This window comes from Novosphingobium sp. 11B, assembly GCF_054589055.1.
The window spans coordinates 1-25,424 of the sequence record NZ_BAAILP010000014.1 but is presented as its reverse complement, the minus strand read 5'-3'; the positions used below and the strand labels follow the sequence as shown (position 1 = coordinate 25,424).

At 66.2% G+C, this 25,424-nt stretch carries 26 protein-coding genes and 4 tRNA genes; 15 read left to right on the top strand and 15 right to left on the bottom strand.

The window, feature by feature from the left end:
* Nucleotides 1-55: 55 nt before the first annotated feature.
* A complete protein-coding gene (locus ACYPYD_RS01345; RefSeq protein ID WP_459661798.1) occupies nucleotides 56-484 on the bottom strand; it encodes a flavodoxin family protein in 429 nt (142 codons plus the stop codon).
* 179 nt (nucleotides 485-663) lie between these two features.
* Between ACYPYD_RS01345 and recJ the strand changes: the two genes are divergently transcribed.
* From recJ to ACYPYD_RS01325, 4 genes are all read left to right on the top strand, one after another.
* Nucleotides 664-2,463: a single-stranded-DNA-specific exonuclease RecJ gene (gene recJ / locus ACYPYD_RS01340; RefSeq protein ID WP_459661797.1), complete on the top strand. Its 1,800-nt coding sequence runs from the start codon at nucleotides 664-666 to the stop codon at nucleotides 2,461-2,463.
* 92 nt (nucleotides 2,464-2,555) lie between these two features.
* Nucleotides 2,556-2,631: transfer RNA gene (locus ACYPYD_RS01335), tRNA-Glu, on the top strand.
* 34 nt (nucleotides 2,632-2,665) lie between these two features.
* A tRNA-Glu gene (locus ACYPYD_RS01330) sits at nucleotides 2,666-2,740 on the top strand.
* Nucleotides 2,741-2,779: 39 nt separating this feature from the next.
* Nucleotides 2,780-2,855 (top strand) — tRNA-Glu (locus tag ACYPYD_RS01325).
* 23 nt (nucleotides 2,856-2,878) lie between these two features.
* On the opposite strand, the gene ACYPYD_RS01320 is transcribed toward ACYPYD_RS01325, so the two are convergent.
* Together ACYPYD_RS01320 and ACYPYD_RS01315 are read right to left on the bottom strand one after the other, a co-directional pair.
* Entirely contained in the window at nucleotides 2,879-3,604 is a 726-nt protein-coding gene (locus ACYPYD_RS01320) for an extensin-like domain-containing protein (protein WP_459661796.1), read from the bottom strand.
* 148 nt (nucleotides 3,605-3,752) lie between these two features.
* Entirely contained in the window at nucleotides 3,753-5,318 is a 1,566-nt protein-coding gene (locus ACYPYD_RS01315; RefSeq protein ID WP_459661795.1) for an amino acid permease, read from the bottom strand.
* Nucleotides 5,319-5,505: 187 nt separating this feature from the next.
* Here ACYPYD_RS01315 and panB point away from each other — a divergent pair, with 187 nt between their 5' ends.
* Nucleotides 5,506-6,375, top strand: a complete 870-nt coding sequence (panB, locus tag ACYPYD_RS01310) for a 3-methyl-2-oxobutanoate hydroxymethyltransferase (RefSeq protein ID WP_459661794.1) — start codon at nucleotides 5,506-5,508, stop codon at nucleotides 6,373-6,375.
* Nucleotides 6,376-6,749: 374 nt separating this feature from the next.
* Here panB and ACYPYD_RS01305 read toward each other — a convergent pair whose 3' ends face one another.
* The 5 genes from ACYPYD_RS01305 to ACYPYD_RS01285 all read right to left on the bottom strand — a co-directional run bounded on the left by ACYPYD_RS01305 (nucleotide 6,750) and on the right by ACYPYD_RS01285 (nucleotide 14,904).
* Nucleotides 6,750-8,573 (bottom strand): tetratricopeptide repeat protein, encoded by a 1,824-nt coding sequence (locus ACYPYD_RS01305; RefSeq protein WP_459661793.1) that lies wholly within the window; start codon nucleotides 8,571-8,573, stop codon nucleotides 6,750-6,752.
* 6 nt (nucleotides 8,574-8,579) lie between these two features.
* Nucleotides 8,580-9,947: a PEP-CTERM-box response regulator transcription factor gene (gene prsR, locus ACYPYD_RS01300; RefSeq protein ID WP_008828392.1), complete on the bottom strand. Its 1,368-nt coding sequence runs from the start codon at nucleotides 9,945-9,947 to the stop codon at nucleotides 8,580-8,582.
* Nucleotides 9,947-12,046 carry an XrtA/PEP-CTERM system histidine kinase PrsK gene (gene prsK / locus ACYPYD_RS01295; protein WP_459661792.1) on the bottom strand — a complete coding sequence of 700 codons (2,100 nt, stop codon included), beginning with the start codon at nucleotides 12,044-12,046 and terminating at the stop codon, nucleotides 9,947-9,949. The genes prsR and prsK overlap by 1 nt, the downstream gene beginning before the upstream one ends.
* Nucleotides 12,046-13,431: a TIGR03013 family XrtA/PEP-CTERM system glycosyltransferase gene (locus tag ACYPYD_RS01290; RefSeq protein WP_008828394.1), complete on the bottom strand. Its 1,386-nt coding sequence runs from the start codon at nucleotides 13,429-13,431 to the stop codon at nucleotides 12,046-12,048. The genes prsK and ACYPYD_RS01290 overlap by 1 nt, the downstream gene beginning before the upstream one ends.
* A gap of 147 nt (nucleotides 13,432-13,578) precedes the next feature.
* Nucleotides 13,579-14,904 (bottom strand): amidohydrolase, encoded by a 1,326-nt coding sequence (locus ACYPYD_RS01285; RefSeq protein ID WP_459661791.1) that lies wholly within the window; start codon nucleotides 14,902-14,904, stop codon nucleotides 13,579-13,581.
* Between the two features lie 243 nt (nucleotides 14,905-15,147).
* Here ACYPYD_RS01285 and ACYPYD_RS01280 point away from each other — a divergent pair, with 243 nt between their 5' ends.
* The 3 genes from ACYPYD_RS01280 (at nucleotide 15,148) to ACYPYD_RS01270 (ending at nucleotide 16,463) form a co-directional block, all read left to right on the top strand.
* Nucleotides 15,148-15,315, top strand: a complete 168-nt coding sequence (locus tag ACYPYD_RS01280) for a hypothetical protein (RefSeq protein WP_211150057.1) — start codon at nucleotides 15,148-15,150, stop codon at nucleotides 15,313-15,315.
* 98 nt (nucleotides 15,316-15,413) lie between these two features.
* Nucleotides 15,414-16,112 (top strand): glutamine amidotransferase, encoded by a 699-nt coding sequence (locus ACYPYD_RS01275; protein ID WP_008828396.1) that lies wholly within the window; start codon nucleotides 15,414-15,416, stop codon nucleotides 16,110-16,112.
* A 66-nt stretch (nucleotides 16,113-16,178) separates the two neighbouring features.
* Nucleotides 16,179-16,463: a hypothetical protein gene (locus ACYPYD_RS01270; protein ID WP_036524338.1), complete on the top strand. Its 285-nt coding sequence runs from the start codon at nucleotides 16,179-16,181 to the stop codon at nucleotides 16,461-16,463.
* Nucleotides 16,464-16,479: 16 nt separating this feature from the next.
* On the opposite strand, the gene ACYPYD_RS01265 is transcribed toward ACYPYD_RS01270, so the two are convergent.
* From ACYPYD_RS01265 to efp, 5 genes are all read right to left on the bottom strand, one after another.
* Nucleotides 16,480-16,563, bottom strand: a tRNA-Leu gene (locus tag ACYPYD_RS01265).
* A gap of 52 nt (nucleotides 16,564-16,615) precedes the next feature.
* A complete protein-coding gene (locus ACYPYD_RS01260) occupies nucleotides 16,616-16,936 on the bottom strand; it encodes a hypothetical protein (RefSeq protein WP_008828398.1) in 321 nt (106 codons plus the stop codon).
* A gap of 107 nt (nucleotides 16,937-17,043) precedes the next feature.
* Nucleotides 17,044-17,865: an inositol monophosphatase family protein gene (locus tag ACYPYD_RS01255; protein ID WP_008828399.1), complete on the bottom strand. Its 822-nt coding sequence runs from the start codon at nucleotides 17,863-17,865 to the stop codon at nucleotides 17,044-17,046.
* A 41-nt stretch (nucleotides 17,866-17,906) separates the two neighbouring features.
* Nucleotides 17,907-18,329: a hypothetical protein gene (locus ACYPYD_RS01250; protein WP_036524335.1), complete on the bottom strand. Its 423-nt coding sequence runs from the start codon at nucleotides 18,327-18,329 to the stop codon at nucleotides 17,907-17,909.
* The gene (gene efp, locus ACYPYD_RS01245) at nucleotides 18,330-18,893 is read right to left on the bottom strand and encodes an elongation factor P (protein WP_008828401.1); all 564 of its coding nucleotides are present in this window, start codon (nucleotides 18,891-18,893) and stop codon (nucleotides 18,330-18,332) included.
* 129 nt (nucleotides 18,894-19,022) lie between these two features.
* Here efp and ACYPYD_RS01240 point away from each other — a divergent pair, with 129 nt between their 5' ends.
* The 5 genes from ACYPYD_RS01240 (at nucleotide 19,023) to ACYPYD_RS01220 (ending at nucleotide 22,003) form a co-directional block, all read left to right on the top strand.
* Entirely contained in the window at nucleotides 19,023-19,400 is a 378-nt protein-coding gene (locus ACYPYD_RS01240) for a hypothetical protein (RefSeq protein ID WP_008828402.1), read from the top strand.
* Between the two features lie 79 nt (nucleotides 19,401-19,479).
* Nucleotides 19,480-19,746, top strand: a complete 267-nt coding sequence (locus ACYPYD_RS01235) for an SDR family NAD(P)-dependent oxidoreductase (protein ID WP_459661790.1) — start codon at nucleotides 19,480-19,482, stop codon at nucleotides 19,744-19,746.
* A complete protein-coding gene (locus tag ACYPYD_RS01230; protein ID WP_459661789.1) occupies nucleotides 19,743-20,291 on the top strand; it encodes an SDR family NAD(P)-dependent oxidoreductase in 549 nt (182 codons plus the stop codon). Before ACYPYD_RS01235 ends, ACYPYD_RS01230 begins: the two co-directional genes overlap by 4 nt.
* A 14-nt stretch (nucleotides 20,292-20,305) precedes the next feature.
* Nucleotides 20,306-20,830: a nuclear transport factor 2 family protein gene (locus ACYPYD_RS01225; protein ID WP_459661788.1), complete on the top strand. Its 525-nt coding sequence runs from the start codon at nucleotides 20,306-20,308 to the stop codon at nucleotides 20,828-20,830.
* Nucleotides 20,831-20,920: 90 nt separating this feature from the next.
* The gene (locus tag ACYPYD_RS01220; RefSeq protein WP_459661787.1) at nucleotides 20,921-22,003 is read left to right on the top strand and encodes an ABC transporter substrate-binding protein; all 1,083 of its coding nucleotides are present in this window, start codon (nucleotides 20,921-20,923) and stop codon (nucleotides 22,001-22,003) included.
* Nucleotides 22,004-22,051: 48 nt separating this feature from the next.
* On the opposite strand, the gene purQ is transcribed toward ACYPYD_RS01220, so the two are convergent.
* Together purQ and purS are read right to left on the bottom strand one after the other, a co-directional pair.
* Nucleotides 22,052-22,729, bottom strand: coding sequence for a phosphoribosylformylglycinamidine synthase subunit PurQ (purQ, locus tag ACYPYD_RS01215; protein WP_008828407.1), 678 nt, complete (start codon nucleotides 22,727-22,729; stop codon nucleotides 22,052-22,054).
* The gene (purS, locus tag ACYPYD_RS01210; RefSeq protein WP_008828408.1) at nucleotides 22,729-22,965 is read right to left on the bottom strand and encodes a phosphoribosylformylglycinamidine synthase subunit PurS; all 237 of its coding nucleotides are present in this window, start codon (nucleotides 22,963-22,965) and stop codon (nucleotides 22,729-22,731) included. Before purS ends, purQ begins: the two co-directional genes overlap by 1 nt.
* Nucleotides 22,966-23,087: 122 nt before the next feature.
* Between purS and ACYPYD_RS01205 the strand changes: the two genes are divergently transcribed.
* Nucleotides 23,088-24,002, top strand: coding sequence for an SDR family NAD(P)-dependent oxidoreductase (locus ACYPYD_RS01205; protein WP_459661786.1), 915 nt, complete (start codon nucleotides 23,088-23,090; stop codon nucleotides 24,000-24,002).
* 71 nt (nucleotides 24,003-24,073) lie between these two features.
* On the top strand, nucleotides 24,074-25,171 hold the full coding sequence (locus tag ACYPYD_RS01200; protein ID WP_459661785.1) for a hypothetical protein: 1,098 nt from the start codon (nucleotides 24,074-24,076) through the stop codon (nucleotides 25,169-25,171).
* Nucleotides 25,172-25,424 lie beyond the last annotated feature (253 nt).

Below are 25,424 nucleotides of genomic sequence, written 5' to 3'. Positions count from 1 at the left end.
ATAGGCATCATTTCCAGCGTAGCGTCGAGTCCATTAGGCACTGTGCAGCCCTTCCTCAGAAAATCCCCAGTTGCAGCCCTTCAGCCATCGCAGCGCCAAGATCGCGGCAGGCATCCAGTTGCGCCTGCGGCACATGTTTTTCGGCCAGTATCGCCTCGGGCGTCTGCACGCCGAGGTTGACGATGAGCGGCTCAGCGACCCGCCGCAGGCGCCAGCCGGTGACGATACGATCGATCTGTGCCTGCGCTCCGCGGCCGTCAGACCCGGCCGCGATCGCCGTGGCATAAGGCCTGCCCTCGACCCGGCCCAGCAGCGGATAATAGCAGCGGTCGAACATCTCCTTCATCAAGCCCGTCATCGAACCCAGGTTCTCCGGACAGACGAAGACATAGCCGGAAGCCGCAAGCAAGTCCTCGGCAGATACATCAGAAACGGTGATCAGGCGCGCATCGTCGCCCGCGCCAAGATGCAGCGCCTCGGCCATGGCGCGCGCTGCGCCGGTACGACTGTGCCAGAGTATAGCGAGCAGAGAATCAACAGCCCTTGTTGCCTTTCCTCATCATAGCCCGAAGCCCGCCTTGCATGCCACCCAGGCCCGAAATGCGGGGATCGACATAGGCCCGCCACTTCCCGTCGAACGACGCCTGCGGTAACGCGGACCTCATGGAATCACGATCCGCCTGTGTCTTCGGGATCGACCGCTCGCTGACCGGCAAGGCCTGGCACTGGCGCGGCGGCAATATGGACCTCTCCGATGACCTCGGCAGAGGCCCAGCCGGTCTCGAAGACGATATCGTCACTCAGCTCCTGCTCTCGCGCGGCGTCGCTCGCGAGGATCTGGAGCGCCATCGCAATCCCAGCCTTCGCGCCTTCCTGCCCGACCCCTCGGCATTCCGCGACATGGACGCGGCAGCCGAGCGGCTCGCCCAGGCGGTGCTGACGGGCGAGACCGTGACGGTATACGGTGATTACGACGTCGACGGCGCAACGAGCGCGGCGCTGCTGATCCTCTTGATGCGAGCCCTCGGCCATCCCGCTCGCTACTATATCCCGGACCGCCTGCTCGAAGGCTATGGTCCTTCCGGCGAGGCGCTGGTGCGGATCGCGGGCGAAGGTTCCAGCCTGATCGTCACCGTGGACTGCGGCGCGATGGCGCACGAAGCGCTCGACATGGCGCACGAAGCGGGTGTCGACGTCATCGTAGTCGACCACCACAAGTGTTCGCCCGTACTGCCCCGCGCCACTGCGCTGGTGAACCCCAACCGCCTCGACGAGGACGACCTGGCCGCTTCCCACGGCCACCTCGCAGCCGTCGGCGTCGCTTTTCTCCTGGCCGTCGCGACCGTGCGCACGCTGCGCAAACGCGGGTTCTTCGAAAATCGCCGCGAACCTGACCTGTTCGCCCTGCTCGACCTCGTGGCACTCGGAACTGTAGCGGATGTCGCCGCCCTTCACGGCCTGAACCGTGCATTGGTGGCACAGGGTCTCAAGGTGATGGCCAAGCGCGACAACATCGGCATGTCGGCACTCATCGACGCCAGCCGCCTCGGCCGGGCACCAACGTGCAGCGACCTCGGTTTCGCGCTCGGCCCGCGCATCAATGCTGGCGGGCGTGTTGGCGAATCGACCCTCGGCGTTCGCCTCCTCACCACGACCGATGCCGACGAGGCACGCGATATCGCCGCGCAGTTGTCCCGCCTGAACGACGAACGCCGCGCTATTGAACAGGCTGTACAGGAAATGGCCGAAGCGCAGATCGATCGGCAGCACAACCGCTCCGTCGTCGTCTGTGCGGGCGACGGCTGGCACCCGGGTGTCATCGGCATCGTCGCGGGACGCATCAAGGAGAAAACCGGCAAGCCGGCTCTCGTCATCGCGCTGGGGGCGGACGATGCGGGTAACGGCAAGGGCTCCGGCCGCTCGATCCCCGGCGTGGACCTGGGCGCCGCGATCATCGCCGCGCGCGAGGCCGGCTTCCTGGAGGCCGGCGGCGGGCACGCCATGGCCTGCGGCCTCACCATTGCGCCGGATAAGCTGGATGCCCTGTCGGAATGGCTGGACGAACACCTTGCCGCCGATGTCTCCCGCGCGAGCGCCAATCGCAGCGTACTGCTCGATCTGGCTCTTTCCCCCGGCGGCCTCGTACCCTCGCTCGTGGAGACGCTGGAGAGCGCCGGGCCTTACGGCATGGGCTGGCCCGGCCCGCGCGTGGCGGTCGGCCCCGTCCGCATCGTCAAGGCGGACGTCGTCGGAGCCGACCACTTGCGCCTGATCGTTTCCGGACCCGACGGCGGACGGTTCAAGGCCATGGCCTTCCGCAGCGCCGAAACCGAGATGGGCCAAGCCCTTCTGCACGCTGCACAAGGCCGCAAGCTGTGGCTGGCCGGGCGTGCGAAGATCGACGATTGGGGCAGCCGCCCGGCGGCGGAACTGCACCTTGATGACGCGGCTTTCTGCGACTGAAACGAAAGGTTCAAAAAAGTTTCCAGATAAGGGTTGACCACCCTTGGACCCACCGTTAGAGGGCCGGTCCTGCCTCCGGCGCAACCCGGTTTGGCCCCTTCGTCTAGCGGTCTAGGACGCGGCCCTTTCACGGCTGAAACACGGGTTCGATTCCCGTAGGGGTCACCATCGGTTACGGTGGGAGGTAACAAAACGGCTTCATGGCCCCTTCGTCTAGCGGTTAGGACGCGGCCCTCTCACGGCTGAAACACGAGTTCGATTCTCGTAGGGGTCACCATCCGGACTTTTCCGGAAAAGTCGTTTGAAATGGCCAGATGGCCCCTTCGTCTAGCGGTCTAGGACGCGGCCCTTTCACGGCTGAAACACGGGTTCGATTCCCGTAGGGGTCACCATTTCCCTTTTCGCGTCCCCCAACTCATCGGCAGGTTGACCATCCCCCGGCGCGTTTCGCCTGATCGAGATGCAGGTGATCGGCATGAGCCGCGTTGTAGTCGGGCGACAGCACGGTAGAGAAGCTGCGACAGGCAGCATCCCGTACGTCATGCAGGAAGCGCGACGTCGCCGCGTCCTTTCCATTCCAATCCTTCGCCACGCTTATCCGGCTTCCGTCCGCCAATACGAAGCTGGCGATATCGATGGCGTTGCCGGTGGCATGCTCACTCCAGTTGCCGCGTTCACCGCCGCCGATCCGGCGACAGCTTGCGGTGCCAAGATGTTCGATACGCACCACCTTCTGACGGAACACCGCCTCTGCGGCAGGCTGCACGCCGTGTCTTATCCAGCGGGCAAGTCCGGCGTCGACCGCACACGTCGCCTGGCCGCCCTGAGGACGTAATAGGGTCCCAAGGCGCGCTGGTGCGCCCAGAACCTGCCGATCGTCTCTGAGACATGCCCCGTTGCCTGTCGCGGGCAGTGCAGGCGCATTCACCCCGGCGCTGTCGAGAAAAGCCCGGCACACGGCCCGGCTGTACCGCAGCGCTGCGAACTTGCGCCCGGTTGCCCATCCGTCGGGCTCGGCAAGCGTCAATGGTGCACGGGGATCGTGTTCTGGATGATCATGCAGCCAGGCCAGGCCAGCCAGTACGAACGAGGCGGCCAGCAGCACGGCAAAGGCGAACTGGTCGAAGCGGGAAAGGACCATGCAACCAACAAGTCGTGCACCCGGACTTCGTTGCCGCCTGTCGGCAAAGCTGTGGAAAACCTAGGGATAGACCGGCGTGAGCGGGGCATAAGAAAAGGGGAGAGCACCAAAGCGCCCTCCCCTCCTTCATAATTGCTTGCCGCGCCGATCAGGAGATCGGCGGCACCGGCTGCGGAGGCATGTCGGTATCCTCCTCGTGAACCTCGACGAGGCCCCGGCCCACGTGGCTCTTGCGGTAGCCGTAGGCGAAGTAGAACACGAGGCCGATCGCGCCCCAGATCGGCAGCACCAGCATCGCTTCGGTCGGCAGGTTGAAGAACAGCGTCACGCAACCGATGATCGCGATCGGCGCCACGACCCACACCAGCGGTGTGCGGAACGGACGATGGCGATGCGGATCACGCACGCGCAGGATCAGCACCGCGACCGACACCATCAGGAACGCGAAGAGCGTGCCCGAGTTAGAGATGTCCGCCAACTGGCCGACAGGCAGCAGCGCCGCGGCGATCGCCACGAAGACGCCGGTGATCAGGGTGACGATGTGCGGCGTCTTCCACTTGGGGTGGATGGTCGCTAGCTTCTCCGGCAGCAGGCCGTCACGCGCCATCACGAAGAAGATGCGGGTCTGGCCGTAGAGCATCATCAGGATGACCGAAGGCAGCGCCAGGTTCGCTGCGAGGCCGATGAGGTCCCCCGCGCGGGTGTAGTTGATCGAGCGCAGGACGTGCGCCAGCGCCTCCTGCGAGCAGACCAGCGGCTGGCTGCCCTTAGCGGCGAGCGCCGCGCACTGCGCGGTGAACTCTGCCGAGCCGGGCTGCGTGCCCAGAGCGGTCGGCTGGGCGCCGATGGCACCGATCGCACCGGCTGCGACGAGCAGGTAGAACACGGTGCAAAGCGCGAGGCTACCGATCAGGCCGATCGGCACGTTGCGCTGTGGGTTCTTCGTCTCTTCTGCAGCGGTTGAGACCGCATCGAAGCCGACATAGGCGAAGAAGATGGAGGAAGCGGCCCCGACTATGCCGAGACCGCTGGTGCCGGCCGGTCCGAACCAGCCATTGGGTGCGAAGGGTGCGAAATGCTCGGTATTGAGCACCGGCAGCGCAAGGATGACGAACATCGTCAGCGCCGCCACCTTGATCGCGACCAGAACCGCATTGAAGGTCGCGCTTTCCTTGGTGCCCAGCATCAGCAGGAAAGTCACCGCAAGTGCCACGACCACGGCGGGCACGTTGATGATGCCGCTGGAGAAGTCGACGCCGGTGAGCGACCACGTCGGCCCGGCCGCCAACATCGCCGGTAGCTCGAACCCCGTCAGACTTTTGAGCAGGCCCATGAAGTAGCCGGACCAACCGACGGAGACCGCCGAAGCCGCGACGGCGTATTCAAGGATCAGCGCCCAGCCGACCATCCAGGCCAGCACTTCGCCGACGACGGCATAGGAGTACGTGTAGGCCGAGCCCGAAACCGGCACCATCGAGGCCAGTTCCGAATAGCACAGCGCCGCGACGGCGCAGACCGCGCCGGCGATGATGAAGCTCCACATCATGCCGGGACCGGCCTTCTGCGCAGCTGCAGCAGTGAGCACGAAGATACCGGTGCCGATGATGGCGCCGACGCCCAGAAGCGTCAGTTGGACAGGACCCAGTGATCGGTGAAGAGATTTCTTTTCCGCCGTCGCCAGAATGGCGTCGAGCGGCTTTACGCGTCCGAACATGTGGACCCCCGAATTGCGAATGCCAGGAGGCTAACGACAAGCAAGCGCTTGGCAAGAGCCCCCTGCGGTAAATTCCCCAGCATTGTAATATTCTTACAACAATCCGGTATATCCCGTGCCCACGGCAGGCGTACGGCCCACTCTGGAGATTTGCCGGGGACCAGATCGGCCGCTAGAAGCCTCCCCCATGTCCACGACCTTCCAGATCGACACCGCGACCAGCCGCGCAAACCCCACTCCGGCGCCGATGAAGCGCCTGACGATTCCGGCGATTCGCCGCCGCAAGAAAGACGGCGTGACCGAAGACCCGATCGTCATGCTGACGGCCTACACCGCACGGCAGGCGCAGTTGCTGGACGCGCATTGCGACCTCCTGCTCGTCGGCGACAGCCTCGGTCAGGTAATCTACGGATTGCCCTCCAGCGTGCCGGTGACATTGGAGATGATGATCGCCCACGGCGCCGCCGTCGTGCGTGGCAGCTACCATGCCGCCGTCATCGTCGACATGCCCTTCGGCACTTACGAGCAGTCGCCCCAGCAGGCCTTCGCGAATGCATCGAGGTTGCTGAAGGAAACCGGCTGCGCGGGCGTGAAGCTCGAAGGCGGAGCGGCGATGGCGGAAACGGTGCGCTTCCTGAACGAGCGCGGCATCCCCGTACAGGGCCACATCGGCCTGACCCCGCAGGCGGTGAACGTGCTCGGCGGCTACAATGCGCGCGGCCGCAGCGAGGCCGAGGCGGCCAAGATCGTCGCCGATGCCAAGGCGCTCGACGAAGCCGGAGCGTTCTCGATCGTGATCGAGGGCGTCGTCGAGACGATCGCCATCGAAGCCACCCGCGCCATCGCCTGTCCCAGCATCGGCATCGGCGGCTCGGCACAGTGCGACGGGCAGGTGCTGGTTACCGAAGACATGCTCGGCATGTTCGAGCGGGTGCCGCGCTTCGTGAAGAAGTATGCCGACATGGGCTCGGTGGTTTCGGAAGCAGCCGCGCAGTACGCCGCAGAAGTGCGCGATCGCAGCTTCCCCGGCATCGAGCAGACCTACCAGCCGAAGTGACCGGGTCAGGTGACCCACGCGAAACCAGCTTTTCCGGTTTCGCCCGTTGCGGTGGTTTATCCTCCCTGTCGCGCAGCGATGGGGAGGGGGACCGCCCGCGCAGCGGGTGGTGGAGGGGTAGAACCCCCTCCGTCAGCCCTGCAGGCTGCCACCTTCCCATTGCTTCGCAACAGGGAGGATGAACTACCGCTCACCACCCCAATCAGACCACCCACCCCGCTCAGCCTGAACCTGTCGAAGGCCCCGAGGCAGGGCGTAAGGTTCCCTATGCTTCGACAAGCTCAGCATGAACGGGGTGGGTGGGGCAACGTCCATTTCCCACCCACTCAGCTGTAGTCGCCGTCGAAAATACGGCACGGAAGCATACCCGGCGCCTAGCGTGCCGCCCTGCCCTGCAATCGGCTACGGGCCTCGGCGACGGGCGCGGTATTGCCAAGCAGCGCCTGCGCCTTGTCGAGCAGCGCCCGCGCTTGTGGGGCATAGTCCCCGCTTGCCGCATAGCTGTATCCCAGGGCCTGCGCCGCAAGCGGATTCGATCGCTGGAGGCGATAGGCCGCGAGCGCATTCTCCCGCGCAGCGGCAAGGTCACCGGTGCCGGCCTCCGCCATGGCAAGGTCTGCGCGCAGGTCCACGTCGCCCTCGCCGCCATTGTTGCGCAGCCACGCCAGGATCGTCCGGGCGCGCCCGAGATCGCCCGCGCCGACCGCCAGTTCCGCCGCCGCGCGCAAGGCCGGGCGGCTGGTGGGGTTCTGGCCGAGGTAAGCGGTGACCAGTTCGCGCGCGCCCTTTTGGTCGTGCGCCATCGCATAGGCCGCGAACCGGCGCTCGAAGAGGCTTTCCGGCAGCCGGATCTGCGAGGCCAGCGCGTAGCGCTCCTGCGCCTCGGCGGCGTGCCCCATCGCCAGTTGCACGTCGCCTGCGAGGGCCTGCGCGTCGTAGAATCCGGGGTCGGACCGGCGCAGCGCCTCCGCTGCGACTTGCGCCTCACCGGTCTGGCCGAGATGCAACATCTGGCCGATGCGGCCGCTCTCGCCCAGTACCCGAAGCTGAGCGCCCTGCCCCCTCGCCGCCCGATCAAGCAACTCCCCTGCATGCTGACGATCGCCGAGAACTTCCCACGCCCGCGCCACGGTGGTGAGCATGTAGGGTGATGCGTCGCCGTCGGCGATGTCGTCGGCGAAGCGCAGGATGGCATAGCGGTACTGCCCCGCCATGACGATCGCACGCAGCAGCAGTTCGCGGGCGTGCATATTGTCCGGGCGCAGCCGCAGCGCCGCTTCGAGCGCCTCGGCCGCCGCTTCCGGGTTGTCGGCAGCGATCTCGGTGATGCCGCGCAGGATGAGCACGGCGGGCTGGTCGTCGAGCTTGCCCTTTGTCCGCGCCAGCAGCCCGCGCGCGAGGCCGTAGTTGCCCGCCCTCGCCGCCAGCACCGCCTGCAGGTAGAAGGCGCGCGGGTTCTTCGGACTGAGTTCGAGCACGCGCCGGGTGATCGTCAGGCACTCGCTCGCGTGGCCCAGTTCGCCCAGCGTCGCGGCATATTCAAGCAGGACCGAGACGTCCTTGGGATCGTGCGTGATCGCACGCTCGAACCACGGGATCGCGGCCAGCAAGCCATAACGATCGCGCACCAGCTGACCCCGGAATTCCAGCGCGCGCACGTTATTGCCATCAAACTCAAGCGCGCGGTCGGCCGCCTCGATCGCCAGCAGGTGCTCACCGCCCGCATAGCGCAGGCGCCCGACCTCGACCCACAGCCCGGCATCGTTCGGGGTGATCGCCAGTGCCCGGTCGTAGGCACGTCCGGAAGCCGGAAGGTTGCCGTCGAGCCGCTCCAGCAGCCCCAGTGCGCGCCAGCCCTCGGCGGCGCTGGCCTCGGTGAACTCGCCGCGGGCAAGATAGGGCCGCGCGCGGTCGCGGCGGCTCTGCGCGAGCAATGCCTCGCCCATATAGGCGTTGACCTCCGGCGGTGCGGCTCCCTGTTCGAGCGCCGCGCGAAGCTTCATTTCCGCGTCGATGCCGTCACCCCGGGCGATGGCCTTGCGGCCTTGCCCGATGAGCTTGTCGGCGCGGGAAATCTCGCCGACGGCTATCGGCGTCGCGGTCGTCAGCACCAGCGAGAAGCACACGGCCAGCACCAGCAGCGGCGGTATCACCGCCGCGCCCCACGTGACCAATCTCCGGAAACGCCCCCCGCGCATCGAAGATCAGGACGGCTGCAAGTCGTACTGCTTGAGCAGGTCGTACAGCGTCGGCCGGCTGATCCCGAGCATCTTGGCAGTGCTGGAAATGTTGCCCTCGCTGCGGGCGAGAGCATGGCGGATGACCTTGCGGTCCGCCGCCTCGCGCGCGGTCTTGAGGTTCAGCGCCGTCGCCACCTGCTCATCGGGACCGGCCAAGTCGAGGTCGCCGGCGCAGACCAGCTTTTCATCCGCCATGATCACCGCGCGCTTCACCCGGTTCTCCAGCTCGCGCACGTTGCCGGGCCAGCCCCAGGCATCGATCGCCGCCAGCGCATCGGCGGAAAAGCCCCGCACGCGCGGGTTCATCTCCTTGGCGTAGCGGGTCAGGAATGCCTTCGCCAGCAGTGTCGGATCGCCCGGCCGCTCGGCGAGGCCGGGGATGCGCACGACGATCTCGGCGAGGCGATAGAACAGGTCTTCGCGGAACCGCCCTTCGGCGATCATCCCCTCGAGGTTCTGGTGCGTGGCGCAGACGACGCGGGTATCGACCGGGATCGACTGGCGACTGCCGACACGCTCGATCACGCGCTCCTGCAGGAAGCGCAGCAGCTTGACCTGCAGCTGCAGCGGAATGTCGCCCACTTCGTCGAGGAACAGGGTGCCTCCCGCCGCCTGCTCGATCTTGCCCGGCGTGGTCTTCACGGCGCCGGTGAAGGCGCCCTTCTCGTGCCCGAACAGCTCGCTTTCGAGCAGGTTCTCCGGGATCGCCGCGCAGTTGATCGCCACGAACTCGCGCTTGGCGCGGCCGCTGGCCTCGTGGAGCCCGCGCGCCAGCAGTTCCTTGCCGGTGCCGCTCGCGCCCAGCAACATCACCGAGACGCTGGTGTTCGCCACGCGCTCTATGGTGCGTGCCACTTTAACCATTTCCGGCGCGGCGGTGATCATCCGGCCGAGGACTTTCTCGTCCTTCTCCACCTTGCCGGCGAGGCGGCGGTTCTCTTCCTCGAGCCGGTGCAGGTGGAGCGCGCGGCGCACGATGTGACCGAGCGCATCGATGTCGACCGGCTTCTGGTAGAAGTCGTAGGCCCCGCGCGCGATCGCCTGCAGCGCGCTTTCCCGCGCCCCGTGGCCCGATGCGACGACGACCTTGGTGTCGGGCTTGAGCGCCATGATCTCGTCGAGGATCGCAAAACCCTCGGTGGTGCCGTCCGGGTCCGGCGGCAGGCCGAGGTCGAGCGTCACCACGTCCGGCATCTCCGAACGCAGCAGCGCGATAGCGCTGGCGCGGTCCCCGGCGACGAAGACCTCGAAATCCTCGTAGGCCCACTTGAGCTGTGCCTGAAGCCCGGCGTCGTCCTCGACGATGAGCAGCTTGGGCAGAGATTCAGTCATCAGGCCACCTTCTCGGCGTAGTTCGGATAGATGTCGGTCGCCGCCGCCAGCGGCAGGCGCACCGTGAAGCGAGAGCCCAGCCCCTCGCGCGATTCGACGTCGAGACGGCCGCGCATCGCGCGCACCAGCTCGCGCGCCTCGAAGGCGCCGATGCCGAAGCCGCCCGACTTGGTCGAGACGAAGGGCTTGAACAGGCGGTTGCGCACGAAGTCGGCGCTCATGCCGGTGCCGCTGTCGAGCACCTCGAAGCGGGCGTTGATCCCTTCGACCACGAGCGACAGGAACACCGGGCTCTCCGGCTCGCTGGCATCGACGGCATTCTGGACGAGGTGGACGAGCACCTGCTCCAGCGAATGCCGACTGGCGGTGACAATGATGTCGCGCGATTCGGCGAGGACGACCTGCGGGCTGTCCTTGAAGCGTTCCATGACCAGCCCGAGCACCTCGGTCGCGGCCACCTGCTCGACCCGGTCCACGCCGCCCGAACCGTAGCGCGAGAGCCGCGCCAGCAGGGCATTCAGCTTGTCCGAGGAATTGCGCAGCGTCACCAGCATGTCGGCACGGAAGGCGGGTTTTTCCGCGTGAAGTTCGGCATTGCGCGCCAGCAGGCTGAACTGGCTGGCGAGGTTCTTGATGTCGTGCATCACGAAGGCGATGCGACGGTTGAAGTCCTCGAACCGCGCGGATTCGGCGAGCGCGAGCTGGCTGGCATTCTCCGAGAGATAGCTTGCTACCTGCTGGCCGATGACGCGCAGGAGGTCGAAGTCCTCCCAGTCGAACTTGCGCGCCAGTTGCGGCCGGGCCAGCACCACCATGCCGACGAGGCGGTCGTAGTGAACAAGCGGGATCAGCGCCCAGGCGCGCGGGTGGTCGATCAGCCAGTTCGGGATCGTGGTTCCGCTCTCACGACCCGCGCGCACATCGTCGAGATCGGCGATATAGCCGGTGCGCTCGAAATGGGCGATGTCCTGCACCGGGATCGCGACTGCGGGCACCTCGATCTCGCGCCAGTTCCAACGGGCGGCAAGGGTCAGTTCGCCGTGCTCACCGGGGGTAAGGAGCAGGCCCGCCGGGCTCTCAAAGACATCGGCCATCGACTGGACGACGCGCTCGCCGAGGGCCGCGCTCTGGTCGGAGCCGATGGTGCGGGTGAAGCGCAGCCATTCCTCGCGATAGTCGTAGCGGTGCTGGAAGAAATGCTTGGCGAGGATGACCTTGAACCACGACCGCACCCGCCGCGAGGGCAGCACGACCAGGGCGAAGGCGCTGCCGAGCGTCAGGAAAGCCAGTTCGACCAGCCGCGCGAAGTTGCCGCCCGCGTAGGACAGCCACTGCGCAACCGCCACCATGGCCACGAGATAGACACCGATGACCATCAGCGAGAAGGTCTGGAACGTCACCGCGCGCGATGGGCGCAGGCGCAGGTCGTCACGGTTCTTCGCCCCGCCGATTGCGATGCAGACGGCGACGGCGATCGCGGCGAGGCCTCGAATTGCGGCGATCTCGTAAGGCCAGTTACCCGCGAGATAGGCGATGGTGTAAAGGTTGAGGTCGAAGGCCCAGAGCACCGCCAGCCCCATCGCGGGCCAACGCAAGGCCCCCCGCGATTCGCGCGGCGCCCCCGCATAGAGATTGTGCGCGAGAACGAGACCGCCAACGGTCACCAGCAGCCGGAACATCACGTTGAACTGGAACGCGAAGCTGAGAACGTCGCTGTCGATTTCCAGCCGCGAGAGGCTCGAATTGACGACGAGATGAATGATCTCGACCGCGCCGAGCGCGAAGATCACCGGCCGGATCGGCGCCACGCTGGCATCGCGCCCGTCGCTCGCGAACAGGCGATAGACCACCACCAGCCAAGCGAGGTTGCGGGCGCTTTCCGAAAGCGCAGGCAGGAACGTCACTTCCGGCGTACCGATGCCGAAAGCGCACGCCAGGCTCCACAAGCCGGTAAAAAGCAGCGCGACGACCATGGCCGTGCCCGCAGCCCCGAACCGGTCGCGGCGGGAGAACAGCCAGATTGCGATGCTCGCCAGCGCGATGGCCCCCGTCAGGTCGAGCCCGACGCCCATCGTCGCCCAGACGGCGGAGGCCTTCATCATCGCGCGCCCTCGCTCCAGAGCACCACGCGCAAGGTCTGGAGGATGATCAGGAAGTCGAGGAAAGGCGTATAGTTCTTGGCATAATAGAGGTCGTATTCGAGCTTGTTGCGCGAATCCTCGATCGAGGCGCCATAAGGGTAGTTGATCTGCGCCCAGCCGGTGATGCCCGGCTTCACCATGTGCCGCTCCGCATAGTAGCGTAACTGGTCCTCGAGATCGGCGACGAACTCCGGGCGCTCGGGGCGCGGGCCGACGAAGCTCATTTCGCCCTTAAGGACGGTCCAGGCCTGCGGGAGTTCGTCGATGCGGACCTTGCGAATGAACTTGCCGATGCGGGTCACGCGCGGGTCGTCCTTCGATGCCCACTGCGCGCCCGCAGCCTCGGCATCGGTGCGCATGGAACGCAGCTTGATGACGTCGAAATGCTGGCCGAACAGGCCGACGCGCGGCTGGCGATAGAAGGCCGGTCCCCGGCTATCGACTTTCACCAGGAGCGCGAAGATCAGGATGACCGGCGCGGTAACCGCCAGCAACAGCAGGCTGACGGCGATGTCGAACACGCGCTTGGCCGCGCTGGAAATCGCCCGGCCGGACGAAAAACCATCGGAGAAGATCAGCCAGCTCGGGTTGACGGTGTCGAGATCGACGCGGCCGGTCTCGCGCTCCAGAAAGCTGGAGAACTCGTTGACGTGGACGCCCGCCGTCTTGATGCGCAGCAGGTCCTTCAATGGCAGCGCGTTGCGCCGCTCCTCCAGCGCCAGCACCACTTCGCTGACGCCGAGGTTCTCGACGTAGCGGGTCAGGTTGTTGATGGCCGAGCGGGAGATGGCCTCCTCGACCACCGGCACGCTTTCGCTCATTGCGACATAGCCGACGATGACGAAGCCGCTCTCGGGACGCTCTCCCAGCACCCGCAGGCGCTGCGCGCGCTCGCCCGCACCGAGCACGAGCACCCGGCGGCGAAACGCGCTGGTGCCGAGGAAACCGCCCAGCAGCAGCCGGTTGAAGATCATCAGCACGATCGCGAAGGCCATCGAATAGGCCAGCGTCGAGCGCCAGAAATTCTGCCCGCCGACAAGAAAGTCCACGAAGGACAGCGCAATGACGCCGAGCGAAATCGCCACCAGCAACCGCGCCGCCGCGAAGCGCATCGATCGCAGCGCGTCGGCACCGTAGACGCCCACCGCCACCATCGAGAGCGAAATCACCGCAGCAAAGGCACCGTGCGCTATAAGGCGATCCGCGAGCGGCGCCGGGTCGATGCCGATCTGCTGGGCGCGCAGCCGCCAGGACGTCTCGTTGGCCGCCGCCAGCAATAGCACATCGACCAGCCAGAGCAGCACCACGGCATGCGGGATATAGTGTTTGAACAGACGAATCATCGTCGCTTGCGCCATCCTTCGTGGCCGAATTCCGGCACTCGAACGATGGCCTAGGCTAAAGGCGTAAAATGTCGGTTACCTTGACAGGTGTGCCAATAAAATCAGCATTTTTGCCGAAAACCTGGAACACTGCGCTGTCGGAGCACCTTACATCCCCTGCTTCGCCATAAGGCGCAGCGCCGTCAGCGTGAGGGCGTGTGCGCCCGAGGCGATGACCTTGTCGGCCTGCGGCGCCCAGAACGGACTGTGCAGCGAGGGCATCGACGGACCACCGGCCTTGGCTGCCGCCAGCTTGGCGGGATCGGCACCGCCGACCCAGAAGATCACCGATTTGATGCGCGCTTCATCCGCCCGGCGAAACTCGCCGAAATCCTCACCGCCCATCGCCGAAGGGGTGATCACCACGTTGTCCGCACCCATTTTCCCCTTGAGGTCGACGACGGCCTCCTCGGCGAACTCGGGCGTGTTCCAGGTCGCGCGGGTGTGTGGCTCCTTGATCTGGATCTGCGGCATCAGGTCGTCCGGCAGGCCCGATGCGATCGCCTCCCCGCGCGCGACGCGGGCGATGCCGTCGAGCAGCCGCTGGCGCGTCTCGTCGGAATAGCTGCGGACCGTCAGTTCCAGCTTCGCCTGATCGGAAATGATGTTGTGCTTGGTCCCGGCGTGGAAAGAGCCGACCGTCACCACCACGGGATCGAGCGGATTGGTCTCGCGGCTCACCAGCGTCTGCAGCTTCATCACGATCGCGCTGGCCAGCACGATCGGGTCGCGCGTGGTCTGTGGGTAGGCGCCGTGCCCGCCGACCCCGCGCACCAGCATGTCCACGCTGTCCACATTGGCGAGCGCCCAGCCTTTCGCCGCGCCGACGACACCGGCGGCAAGCTCAGGCGTATCGTGGAAGGCCAGCGTGTAATCCGGCTTGGGAAAGCGCGTGTAGAGCCCGTCCTTGAGCATCTCCAGCGCGCCCAGCCCCATCTCCTCGGCCGGCTGGCCGATCATGACCAGCGTGCCCGACCACTCCGCCTTGCGCGCGGCCATGAGACGCGCCGTCTCGATCCAGGCGGTCATATGCGTGTCGTGGCCGCAAGCATGCATGATGCCGCTTTCCACGCCCGCCGTGGACGTGCCGCGCCTGGTTGACGCGAAGGGCAGCCCGGTCTGCTCGACAACCGGCAGCCCGTCCATGTCCGCGCGGATGAGGACGGTCGGCCCCGGCCCGTTCTTCAGGACCGCGACTACGCCGGTGCGCCCGACTTTCTCGGTGACCGTGAAACCCGCCTTGCGCGCGGCATCGGCCATGATCTTGGCACTGCGCACTTCCTGAAAGCTGAGTTCGGGATTGGCGTGTAGATCGCGATAAGTCTCCATCAGCCCCGGCAGGTCACGCGCCACTGTATCGGCAACGGGCTCTGCCATTGCAGGCAGGGAAACGCTCGCAAGAGCGCAGGCGGATGCAAGGAGAACGGCGCGCATGAGCGAAAGCTACGTCAGCCCCGCCAGCTCCGCAATCGGCGTGAAGTTTTTCTCATAGGCCCGATAGAAACTCCGTATCGACATTCTCTACCAAATGAATAGATTGAACCTCGAAGCGCAGGGTTCGCCTGTTCTTCCGCGGCATTTGATGGCTGTCAGCTTGCTCCGCGTCACCAACCGCTAAAGCGCACGAAACCGCAAGGCGACAACGCCGGGCTTCGTGCCTCCCGATGGAGATACGAAATGTTCAACTCGATCCCCCGCATCACCTCGCAAGTCCTGCGTGCCCGGCCCAGCACCGACGCACGCCTACCGCACCCCTCGTGGCGCGGCGGCGCCGATTCGCCGCCGGGAGGCGGCGCGGCCACGATCCGCAGCGCGGGCGACTTCTGGTCCCGCCTCGGCCTGTGATGCTTCTGCAATGACCCCATCGGGCGGCATCGGAATCCGCATCTCTCCAGCCGGAGTTCGATGTCGCCCGTTAACATCACTTGTGACACAGTAGGCCCGTGAAGACCGCGCTCATCATCCGCCACGTTCCCCACGAAGGGGTCGCAGGCTATCGCAAACCCATCGAGGACGCCGGCTACGAAGTCAGCCGGATCGACGTCACCGACCCGGAATTCTCAACCCTCGATCTGCGCGAGCCGGACCTGCTCATCATGATGGGCGGGCCGATGGGCGTCTACGAGCAGGACCGTCATCCCTGGATCGGCTGCCAGCTACGCCGCCTTGCTATGCGACTGGAGGCGGACCGTCCGACGCTGGGCGTGTGCTTCGGCGCGCAGATGATGGCCAGCGCGCTCGGCGCCAGGGTGTTTCCCGGCCCGGCGAAGGAAGTCGGCTTCCACCCCGTTCAGGTTCACGAGCACGCCGCCGACAGCCCGCTGCGCCATGTGCGCGAAGTGCCGGTGCTGCACTGGCACGGCGACACGTTCACCAAGCCGGAGGGCGCGGAATTCCTGGCCTCGACCTCGCTTTACGAGCATCAGGCGTTCCGCAGGGGCCGCAATCAGCTGGCGTTGCAGTTCCATGCCGAAATGGGCGAGGACCCGCGCTTCGACGCCTGGATCGACCAGTGGCCCGAAGCCGTCGTCGAGGCGGGAGGCTGCCCTCAGGCACTCCGCCAGCGACACGACGAACTCGGCCCCGGCGCGGTTGCGGCGGGGCGCGCGATGATCGCTGACTGGCTGCAGGGCCTGAACTAGCCGTACCGCCCGATTCGCGCGACGCTCCGGCTGGCGGCGGGGGCGTAGCAGGATTACTCTGCGGCCATGGCTGACGGCATTCCCACGCGGCGCTCGATGAACTGGCGCACCTTGCCCCCCACACTCGCCCGAGCATTGGCGGGATTCTTCCCGGTCGGCGTCTTCGCGCTCGTACTGCTGTGGATGATGGGCGAGTGGGGCGTCCTTGGCGGCATGATCGCAGGAACCGTGCTCGGCGCCGTGGCCGCCTGGGCGCTGACGCGGCTGATCGCAGCCTACCCGCTGGTGCAATGGGTAGCGGCCATCGTCGTCGCGCTGTTGCTGGTCCTCGTCATCGCCTCATTGTTCTGAGGACGATCGAAGGAAGTGGTGCCCCTGGCCCGACTCGAACGGGCACGCCTTTCGACAAACGATTTTGAGTCGTTCGCGTCTACCATTCCGCCACAGGGGCACGGAAACGAGGCGCGACGCTTAGACGGCACTTCGTCAGGGTTCAAGCCCGTTCAGAAGATCCAGTCCATCGCGACGTGGAGAAGACGCGATTTCATCGCCCCCTTGCGCGATCCGAGCGTCCCGATCTCGAAACGCGGACCATCATCGTCGGTCTGATATGTCAGCTTCAGCCGCGTCTTCTCGGGCTTGAGCAGCTCGATCTCGCCCACCGCCTGCGATCGCAGCGACGTGCGCGCGTTTATCGTCGGCACGGCGGTCAGGTCGAATTGCCGCTGCTTCGCCAGAGGCACCGGCTGCTCGGCAAATGCAGGCGAAGGCGCCGCCGCAAAAAGCAGCGCAAGGGCGCAACGGCGAGGGACATGGCGTTCCATGTCTCAGCGTTTTACACCCGTTTGCGGAAAATTCCGCGACGGTTTCGTTTCAGTTCAGAGAATCACCCTCTGAGACACGCCGAAACGTGCCTCAGAGGGTGATGAAATCATGCCTTGAGGGCGGTCGCGACGATCTTGTGCAGGCGCGAGTGCAGCACGTCGTTACCCGCGAGGATCTCGGTGTCGCAGATCGGGTTCGAACGACCCTTCCAGTCCGACACGAAACCACCGGCCTCACGCACGAGCAGACAACCCGCTGCGGTATCCCACGGCTTGAGGTCCGATTCCCAGAATCCCTCGTAGCGGCCCGAGGCGACCCAGGCGAGATCGAGCGCGGCCGATCCGAAGCGGCGAATGCCCGCCACCTGCGGCGCGAGGCCGTGGTAGATCTTGGTCCACACGCCGTGATCGCCGTGCCCCGCGAAGGGAATGCCGGTCGCGATCAGGCTCTCGTCGAGATGACGGCGCGAGGAGACGCGCAGGCGGCGGTCGTGCAGCCACGCACCGCGTGCCTTCTCCGCCCAGTAGCTTTCGTCGGTGACCGGGTTGTAGATCAGGCCGGCGGTGACCTCACCCCAGCCCTTCCCGTCCAGACGCGGCTCCTGCACCGCGATCGAGATCGCGAAGTGCGGAATGCCGTGAAGGAAGTTGGTCGTGCCGTCGAGCGGATCGACGATGAAGCGCGGCTTGGTCGGGTCGCCCTCGATCTCGCCGGCTTCCTCGAACAGATAGCCCCAGTCCGGCCGCGCGGCGCGCAGTTCGTCCCAGATGGTGCGCTCGGAAGCCTGGTCGGCCTTCGACACGAAGTCCGCAGGGCCCTTGCGGCTGACCTGCAGGTGCTCGATTTCGCCGAAGTCGCGACGCAGGCGGTTGCCGGCCTTGCGGGCGGCCTTCTCGATGACGCGGATGAGACCGGAAATGGCGGCCATGACTGTACTTCACTCCTGTGGGCCGAGTTCGGCCCCGATTGTCAGCGGCCTTGCGGCGCGGGTTTGGCGGGGGCCGCGCCGGCGGCAGGCGCAGTCGGCTTGTAGCCGCAGATCTGTGCCATGACGCTCAGCAGTTCGCTGGGATTGTCGCGGCTGATCTTGCCCGAATTCTCGGCGATCACCTTGTCCATCGATTCGGTGATCTTGCCGAGCGAATTGTCGTAGATGCAGCCGACGAGCGCGCCCTTGACCGGTTCCTCGATCTTGTCCGACTGCAACCCGCTGATGAGCACCTTGAGGTAGAGCATCGCGTGCTGCGCCTGCGAGTCGCCGCCTGCGGGTGCCGCAGCGGCAGGCTTGGCGGCGCTCTTTGCAGCGGCCTTGGGGGCAGCGGCGTAGGCAACGGAGGAAGTTCCCGCGATCGCCAGGGCGGCGGTCGCGACGGTCAGGACGAGCTTGTTCATTCAGTCTGCCTTCTTCACGTAAGTCTTTTCATAGACGTCCACGATGATGCGCGTACCGCTTTCGATGTGCGGCGGCACCATCACGCGCACGCCGTTGTCGAGCACGGCGGGCTTGTAGCTGGACGAGGCGGTCTGGCCCTTCACCACGGCGTCGGCTTCGACGATGGTGGCTTCGACCTGCTCGGGGAGCTGGACCGAAATCGGGCGCTCTTCCCACATTTCCAGGCTCACCTGCATGCCGTCCTGAAGGAACGCGGCAGCATCGCCCAGCAGATCGGCGGGAAGCGAGATCTGGTCGTAGTTCTCGGTATCCATGAACACCAGGTCGTCGCCCTCGGCGTAGAGGAACTGGAAGTCCTTGGTGTCCAGGCGGACGCGCTCGACGGTGTCGGCGCTGCGGAAGCGCACGTTGGTCTTGCGGCCATCGATCAGGTTCTTCATCTCGACCTGCATGAAGGCGCCGCCCTTGCCGGGCTGCGTGTGCTGCGTCTTCGCGACCTTCCAGATGCCCTTTTCGTATTCAAGGATGTTACCGGGACGGATATCGACGCCACTGATCTTCATGGTTCTGGCCTTCAGGATGGGAAAGAGCTGAATCGCGGGGCCACAGCAGGCGCGACCCTCGAAAGGATGCGCCCTTAGACGAGGTCGCGAGGCATGGCAATTGCTTCGCGCCGATGCTACCCGAATGCCATGAAGCGTGCCTCCCTTCCCGTTGTGCTGTTGGCTCTCGTCGCCGGCTGCGCCTCCGCAGAGCCTGCCCCGCCTCCGGTGAGCGGCGGACTGATCTCCACCCTGCCCATCGGCACTTACAGCTGCGAGATGGCGGGCGACGCGGGCGGCCTCGTCGGCAAGCCTTTGCCGGACTACGAGTTCCGCGTGGTCAATGCCTCGGCTTACAAGGCGGGCGGCATTCGCGGCAGCTACCTGCTGACCGGCGACTACGTGACGATGACCGGCGGCAAGCTCAAGGGCCTCAAGCTGCACCGGCTGAAGGACACGTACTTGCGCAAGGTCGAGGACAACGGCAGCGATGGCGAAATGCGCTGCGTTCGCAGTTCGCGCCGCTGATCGCGGATCATCATCGCCGGCGCGGTTTGCCCTTGAGGTAGGGCGGCCCTAGCTCTCGGAAAAACTCCGGGAGCGGGCGATGGAACTTCAACTGCAAGGCAAGGTCGCGATCGTCACCGGCGCGACCGCGAACATCGGCCGCGCCGTCGCGCTGGACCTCGCAGCCGAGGGCGCCCTTCCCGTCCTCGTCGGCAGAGACCACGAGGCAGGCGCAAGGCTGGTCACCGACTGCAAGGCGCGCGGCGCACCCGAGGCGGTGTTCGTCGCCGCCGACATGCTGGACCCTGTCTCTCCCGCGATAGTGCTGAGGCCGCCGAAGCGCTCGGCCCAATCTCGGTGCTGGTGAACAACGTCGGCGGCAACGTCGACCAAGGCCTCTTCGTCGATTCCGATCCGGCGAAATGGATGGCGGACATCGACCTCAACTTCGGCACCGTGCTGCGCATGACCCATGCCGTGTTGCCCGGCATGATCACCCGCAAGGCCGGGGCGATCGTCAACGTCGGTTCAACCGCCGCACTGGTGGGCGACTACATGCTGCCGGTCTATTCGGCCGCCAAGGGGGCGGTGCACAGCTTCACCATGGTGCTCGCCAAGGAAGTCGGCGCCCACGGGATTCGCGTCAATGCCGTCGCGCCTTACGCCACGATCCCGACCGACCCGGCCAGCCTCAGCAGCGGCAGCCGCTTCAACCCCGAAACCGGCCTGTTCTCGAAAGGCACCGCCAGCGTCAGCGAAGAGGACCGCGCGCTGCGCCAACGCCGCACGTTCGTCGGCCGTCCCTTTGCGACGCCTGAGGAAATGGCGGCGATGGTGACTTTTCTGGCCTCGGCGCGGGCCAGCTTCATTACCGGGCAGGTCTACCCCGTGGACGGCGGCGCCCTGCTCTGACGCGGAGAGACACGATGATCGATGAGACCGCCCTGCAGACCCTTCTCGACAAGGACGCGATCCGCGACCTGGTGCTGCTCTACTGCCGCGCGATCGACCGGCAGGACATGGACCTCCTGCGCGACCTCTACGCCGGCGACGCCACCGACACCCACGGCGACAGCTTCGACGGCTCGGCAGAGGATTACTGCGCCTTCATCGCCCGTGCCTTCCCGCACATGCCCTATTCGGGCCATCACGTATGCAACCACCTGATCGCGGTGGACGGCGACGCGGCAAGCGGCGAGGTCTACGCGCTGGCCTACCACCTTATCCCGACCCGCGAAGGCGGGCGCGAGGAGGACTTCATGGCGGTGCGCTACATCGACAACTACCAGCGCTGCGCGGACGGGCGCTGGCGCTTCTCAAAACGCGTCGTCACTTACGACTTCAAGCTGCGACGGCCGTTCGACGGCGGTGGCCTGCTGGGCCTTGCGGAGCGCGACCCCAGTTATGCCGAATGTCTCCAGCCCCTGTTCCGGCGGGGCGCTCGCACCTGACGCACGATTCCCGCGAGGTGCTGTGCAGCCTTTTCCCGGCTGGCTCATTGTCAGGGCCGACAGGGGTGCTCCGCCCCGCCGGAGGAATCGATGGCTGCGAGCGTGAAAGTCGGCATTCTCAATGACATGGCTGATTTCACCGGGGACGACCCATCCGGGCCGGAAGACGGCGTGCCCGTCCCCGGCGATATCACCGGCTGGATCGAGCGCGAGATCGACGCCCTGCGCGAGGCTGGCCGCCTCGACGCCGAAGTCGAATTCGTCCACGCTTATGCCCTCGGTCTGCCCTCAGGGACGGCCGAGGCGCTCGAGCATGCCTACCGGCAACTCGCCGAGGCCGGCGTCAGCCTGATCGTCGGCCCGGCGATCGGCGACAATGCGCTTGTCGCCACCCCGCTTGCCGAACAGTTGCGCATCCCCACGATCAACTGGGCCGGGGCCGAGCGCGCACGTGGCCGGTGGATGTTCCAGCACCAGGTGGGCAGCCACGAGGACGAATCGCTCGTCATCGCGCGCCAGATGGCAAGCCTCGGGCGCACGCGCCTCGCGGTGATCTACGATCTCTCGCCGATCGGGACGCGCCATCTCAAGCATCTCGGCGGCGAGGCGCGCGTCCTCGGCATCGAAATCGCGGCGAAGGAGGGCATCTCGCCGCTAGCCGACGATGTCGACGATGCCGTGGCGAGGTTGCTGGAAGCCGCGCCCGACGGCGTCGTCTACCTTGGTCTGGGGCTCTCGGCGCCGCCCGTCTCGAAAGCCCTCGACCGCGCCGGATGGGACGGGCCGCGCATCATGAACACCGCAGGATTGCGCGGGTATCACGGTGATTTCGCCCGTGCCTGCAACGGCTGGCTCTATATCGACATGCACTCCGACGCGAACACCACGCTGCGGGCGGTGATGGACCGGATCGACGCGCCTTGCCGTCAGGCGCTCGCCGTAGCCAAGGGCCACGACATCGGCCGCCTCGTCGCCGAAGGGCTGGCGCGGGCGAGCGATTTTACCCGCGAGGGCGTTCGGCTCGGATTGGAGCAGGTGAAATGGCTTCCGGCCGCAGAGGGGCACGAAGGCACCCTCCTCGGCTTCGGCGTGCACGATCGAGGCGCCCTGCACGGGCGGTATCTCGTTGTGCGTCAATGGCTTGGCGGCGAAACCCGAGAGGTCGCCGCATGAGTGCACCTCACGGCACTCAACGGCACCTAACGCTACCCTAAGGCAGGTTCAGGCGCCGACCAGCCCGCGAATCGCGCTTTCGAACAGGCCGCGCCCGTCCGTACCGCCATGCGTGGTCTCGATCGCGCGCTCAGGGTGGGGCATCATGCCCAGCACGTTGCCCGCATCATTGAGCACGCCCGCGATCGAACGCGCCGATCCGTTGACCTCCTCGGCATAGCGGAAGGCAACGCGGCCCTCGCCCTCGAGGCGGTTCAGCGTCTCATCGTCGGCGAAGTAGTTGCCGTCATGATGCGCCACCGGAATGCGCACGACCTGCCCCGCTTCGTAGGCATTGGTGAACAGCGACTGCGCGTTCACGACCTCGAGCCCGACTTCACGGCACACGAAGTTCAGCCCGGCATTGCGCAGCAGCGCGCCCGGCAGCAACCCGCTTTCGGTCAGCACCTGGAAGCCGTTGCACACGCCGAGCACCGGCACGCCCTTGTCCGCCGCCGCGATCACCGCCTGCATGATCGGCGAACGCGAGGCGATCGCGCCGCAGCGCAGATAGTCGCCGTAGGAGAAGCCGCCCGGAACGGCGATGAAGTCCAGACCCTCGGGCAGTTCGCTGTCGCCGTGCCAGACACGGTGAGGCGCGGTGCCAGAAACCTTCTCCAGCGCCGTCGCCATGTCGCGGTCGCAGTTCGAGCCCGGGAAGGTGATGACGGCGGAGGTGAAGGCCATCAGGCGGCCACCTTCTCGATGCGGTAGTTCTCGATCACCATGTTGGCGAGGAGCTTGCGGCACATGTCGTCGATCGCCTCGTCGGTGACGCTCTCGGCAACGTCCAGCTCGAACAGGCGGCCGGCGCGCACGTCGTTGACGCCGGAAAAGCCGAGGCCCTCCAGCGAGTGGTGGATCGCGCGACCCTGAGGGTCGAGGACACCGGGCTTGAGGCTGACGTGGACGCGGACTTTCATCTGGCGGGCCTTTCGCAGGATAGCGGGCAGATTCGTTGGATGCGCCTATGACCCTTCGCAGCCGCCGGGGCAAGGTTGAACGCGCCGTTGAATGGGCCGCTACGACCTGCCATCACTCGGCGATGAGCAGCGCAGCATCCATTTCCTTCACCGATCAGGTCGCCATAGTTACCGGAGCAGGCACCGGGCTCGGCCGCGCCTATGCGCTCGAACTGGCACGGCGCGGGGCCAAAGTCATGGTCAACGACCTTGGCGCGGCGCGGGACGGATCGGGCCAGTCCGACGCGGCGCTGCAGGTCGTCGAGGAAATCCGCGAGATCGGCGGTGAGGCCATGGCCGATGGCGGCGACGTCTCCGACTACGCGCAGATGGAAGCGATGGCCGCCCGCGCGAAGGAAGCCTGGGGCGGCATCCATGTCCTAATCAACAACGCCGGCATCCTGCGCGACCGCACGTTCGCCAAGATGGACCCCGCCGATTTCGAGTTGGTCGTGCGTGTCCACCTCCTCGGCAGCGCCTTCGCGACGAAGGCTGTATGGGAGACGATGCGCGAGCAGACCTACGGCCGCGTCTTGATGACCACGTCCTCGACCGGGCTTGGCGGCAATTTCGGACAGGCGAATTACGGCGCGGCCAAGGCGGGCGTGCTCGGCCTCGCCCGAACGCTCCGGCTGGAAGGCGCGAAGTACGGCATCCGCGTCAATACCATTGTGCCGACCGCCGGCACCCGCATGACCGCCGACATCTTCCCCGAGGAAGCCTACAAGGCGTTCGAGCCCGGTAATGTCGTGCCCGCCGCCGTGTTCCTTGTCTCTCCCGAGGCGCCAACCGACACCATCCTCGCGGCCGGTGGCGGCGTGTTTCAGGGCGCATGGATCACCATGAACGATGGCGTACTCCTCCCGGAAGCCGCCCGCAGCGCTGAGGACGTCGCCGCCGCATGGCCGCGCATCGCCGACCGGTCAGGCGACCATCCGTTCGAGACCGGCATGGACCAGGCACATCATGCGTTGTCGATGCTGATGCGGGCGCCTTAACAAGCGGAGGCAATTGCGATTGACGGTGCCTGCCCACGCGGGCAGCTTCGCAGCCGCTTAAGGGGAACGCCTTGTATTCCGAAGACGATCTGCAATCCGCCGTCAGTGCCGGAGCCATCAGCGCCGAGGCGGCGGACGCCTTGCGCGCCCATGTGGCTACGACACGCGTGGTGCCGATGGCGGACGAGGAAAACATTCGCCTCGTCACCAGTTTCAACGACATCTTCGTGGGCATCGCCTGCCTGCTGGTGATCTTCTCCGGCGTTTACGCGGCGGGCGCCAACGATCAGCGCTGGTGGATGGCCGGCCTGCTCGTCGCCATCGCCAACTGGCTCATGGCCGAGATCTTCACGCGCAAGCGCCGCATGGCCCTGCCCTCGATCATCGTGCTCGCCTCGTTCGTCGTCGGCCTCGGGCTTTTTGCCGGAGCGCTCGTCGCGGAGGCCCTGCCCGAGCATCGGGTGCCGGTCTATTACGAGTTCAATGGCGAGCGGCACGTCTGGCACCGGATGGAGCGCTATCCCTGGCAGGACGCAGCCATCATGCTGAGCGCCGCCGTAGCGGCCGGGGTCGGGGCGCTGCTCCACTGGCTGCGTTTCCACGTGGCGATCACGATTGCGGCCGGAACCGGCGCCGTCGTGCTGCTCCTGCTTTCGGCGATCGCCTGGGCCACCGGGCAGGCATTGGCGGCCAACCCGGTCCTCGCGCCCGCCGCCTTCCTGTGCGGGCTGGCGGTCTTCGCCTTCGCCATGCGCTGGGACTTGTCCGACCGGGCTCGGCGGACCCAGCGCGCGGACATCGCGTTCTGGCTCCACCTGCTCGCCGCGCCGCTGATCGCGCATTCGCTGTTCTACTGGCTGGGCGTGCTGAACGGCGACGACGTGACTCCGGGCCATGCCGCAGGGGTGCTCGTCACCTATGTGGCGTTTGCGCTGGTCGCGCTGCTGGTGGACCGGCGGGCTCTGCTGGTGTCGGCGCTGATCTACGTGCTGGCGGCATTGAACGGCCTGCTGCGCAATGCCGGTACGATCGAGATGAACCTGGCGATCTCCACGCTGTTCGTCGGTGCGGTGCTGCTCGCGTTGTCGGTGTTCTGGACCCCGCTGCGCCGCGCCCTGCTGACGCTGGCGCCGGAAAGCTGGCGCGAACGGCTACCCGCTTCGGCTTAAGCATCCTCCCTGTCGCAAAGCAATGGGGAGATGGCGGTCGTGGAGCGACTGACGGAGGGGGCTTTTCCCCTCCACCACCGACTGCGTCGGCGGCCCCCCTCCCCATTGCTTCGCAACGGGGAGGATACATTTACCGTCATCCCAGCGAAGGCTGGGACCGCTATGGCCATGAAGCGCCCTATCGACGGGCCGGTGTAGTTTCGCCGCAGCCTTGCCGAGACCTCGCGATATGACGAAAGCGGTCCCAGCCTGC

What these genes read in the sequence shown, in the direction of transcription:
- ACYPYD_RS01345 (WP_459661798.1), bottom strand. Translation starts at nt 484, where the DNA reads ATGGCCGAGGCGCTGCATCTTGGCGCGGGCGACGATGCGCGCCTGATC.
- recJ (WP_459661797.1), top strand. Translation starts at nt 664, where the DNA reads ATGGAATCACGATCCGCCTGTGTCTTCGGGATCGACCGCTCGCTGACC.
- ACYPYD_RS01320 (WP_459661796.1), bottom strand. Translation starts at nt 3,604, where the DNA reads ATGGTCCTTTCCCGCTTCGACCAGTTCGCCTTTGCCGTGCTGCTGGCC.
- ACYPYD_RS01315 (WP_459661795.1), bottom strand. Translation starts at nt 5,318, where the DNA reads ATGTTCGGACGCGTAAAGCCGCTCGACGCCATTCTGGCGACGGCGGAA.
- panB (WP_459661794.1), top strand. Translation starts at nt 5,506, where the DNA reads ATGTCCACGACCTTCCAGATCGACACCGCGACCAGCCGCGCAAACCCC.
- ACYPYD_RS01305 (WP_459661793.1), bottom strand. Translation starts at nt 8,573, where the DNA reads ATGCGCGGGGGGCGTTTCCGGAGATTGGTCACGTGGGGCGCGGCGGTG.
- prsR (WP_008828392.1), bottom strand. Translation starts at nt 9,947, where the DNA reads ATGACTGAATCTCTGCCCAAGCTGCTCATCGTCGAGGACGACGCCGGG.
- prsK (WP_459661792.1), bottom strand. Translation starts at nt 12,046, where the DNA reads ATGAAGGCCTCCGCCGTCTGGGCGACGATGGGCGTCGGGCTCGACCTG.
- ACYPYD_RS01290 (WP_008828394.1), bottom strand. Translation starts at nt 13,431, where the DNA reads ATGATTCGTCTGTTCAAACACTATATCCCGCATGCCGTGGTGCTGCTC.
- ACYPYD_RS01285 (WP_459661791.1), bottom strand. Translation starts at nt 14,904, where the DNA reads ATGCGCGCCGTTCTCCTTGCATCCGCCTGCGCTCTTGCGAGCGTTTCC.
- ACYPYD_RS01280 (WP_211150057.1), top strand. Translation starts at nt 15,148, where the DNA reads ATGTTCAACTCGATCCCCCGCATCACCTCGCAAGTCCTGCGTGCCCGG.
- ACYPYD_RS01270 (WP_036524338.1), top strand. Translation starts at nt 16,179, where the DNA reads ATGGCTGACGGCATTCCCACGCGGCGCTCGATGAACTGGCGCACCTTG.
- ACYPYD_RS01260 (WP_008828398.1), bottom strand. Translation starts at nt 16,936, where the DNA reads ATGGAACGCCATGTCCCTCGCCGTTGCGCCCTTGCGCTGCTTTTTGCG.
- ACYPYD_RS01255 (WP_008828399.1), bottom strand. Translation starts at nt 17,865, where the DNA reads ATGGCCGCCATTTCCGGTCTCATCCGCGTCATCGAGAAGGCCGCCCGC.
- ACYPYD_RS01250 (WP_036524335.1), bottom strand. Translation starts at nt 18,329, where the DNA reads ATGAACAAGCTCGTCCTGACCGTCGCGACCGCCGCCCTGGCGATCGCG.
- efp (WP_008828401.1), bottom strand. Translation starts at nt 18,893, where the DNA reads ATGAAGATCAGTGGCGTCGATATCCGTCCCGGTAACATCCTTGAATAC.
- ACYPYD_RS01240 (WP_008828402.1), top strand. Translation starts at nt 19,023, where the DNA reads ATGAAGCGTGCCTCCCTTCCCGTTGTGCTGTTGGCTCTCGTCGCCGGC.
- ACYPYD_RS01235 (WP_459661790.1), top strand. Translation starts at nt 19,480, where the DNA reads ATGGAACTTCAACTGCAAGGCAAGGTCGCGATCGTCACCGGCGCGACC.
- ACYPYD_RS01225 (WP_459661788.1), top strand. Translation starts at nt 20,306, where the DNA reads ATGATCGATGAGACCGCCCTGCAGACCCTTCTCGACAAGGACGCGATC.
- ACYPYD_RS01220 (WP_459661787.1), top strand. Translation starts at nt 20,921, where the DNA reads ATGGCTGCGAGCGTGAAAGTCGGCATTCTCAATGACATGGCTGATTTC.
- purQ (WP_008828407.1), bottom strand. Translation starts at nt 22,729, where the DNA reads ATGGCCTTCACCTCCGCCGTCATCACCTTCCCGGGCTCGAACTGCGAC.
- purS (WP_008828408.1), bottom strand. Translation starts at nt 22,965, where the DNA reads ATGAAAGTCCGCGTCCACGTCAGCCTCAAGCCCGGTGTCCTCGACCCT.
- ACYPYD_RS01205 (WP_459661786.1), top strand. Translation starts at nt 23,088, where the DNA reads ATGAGCAGCGCAGCATCCATTTCCTTCACCGATCAGGTCGCCATAGTT.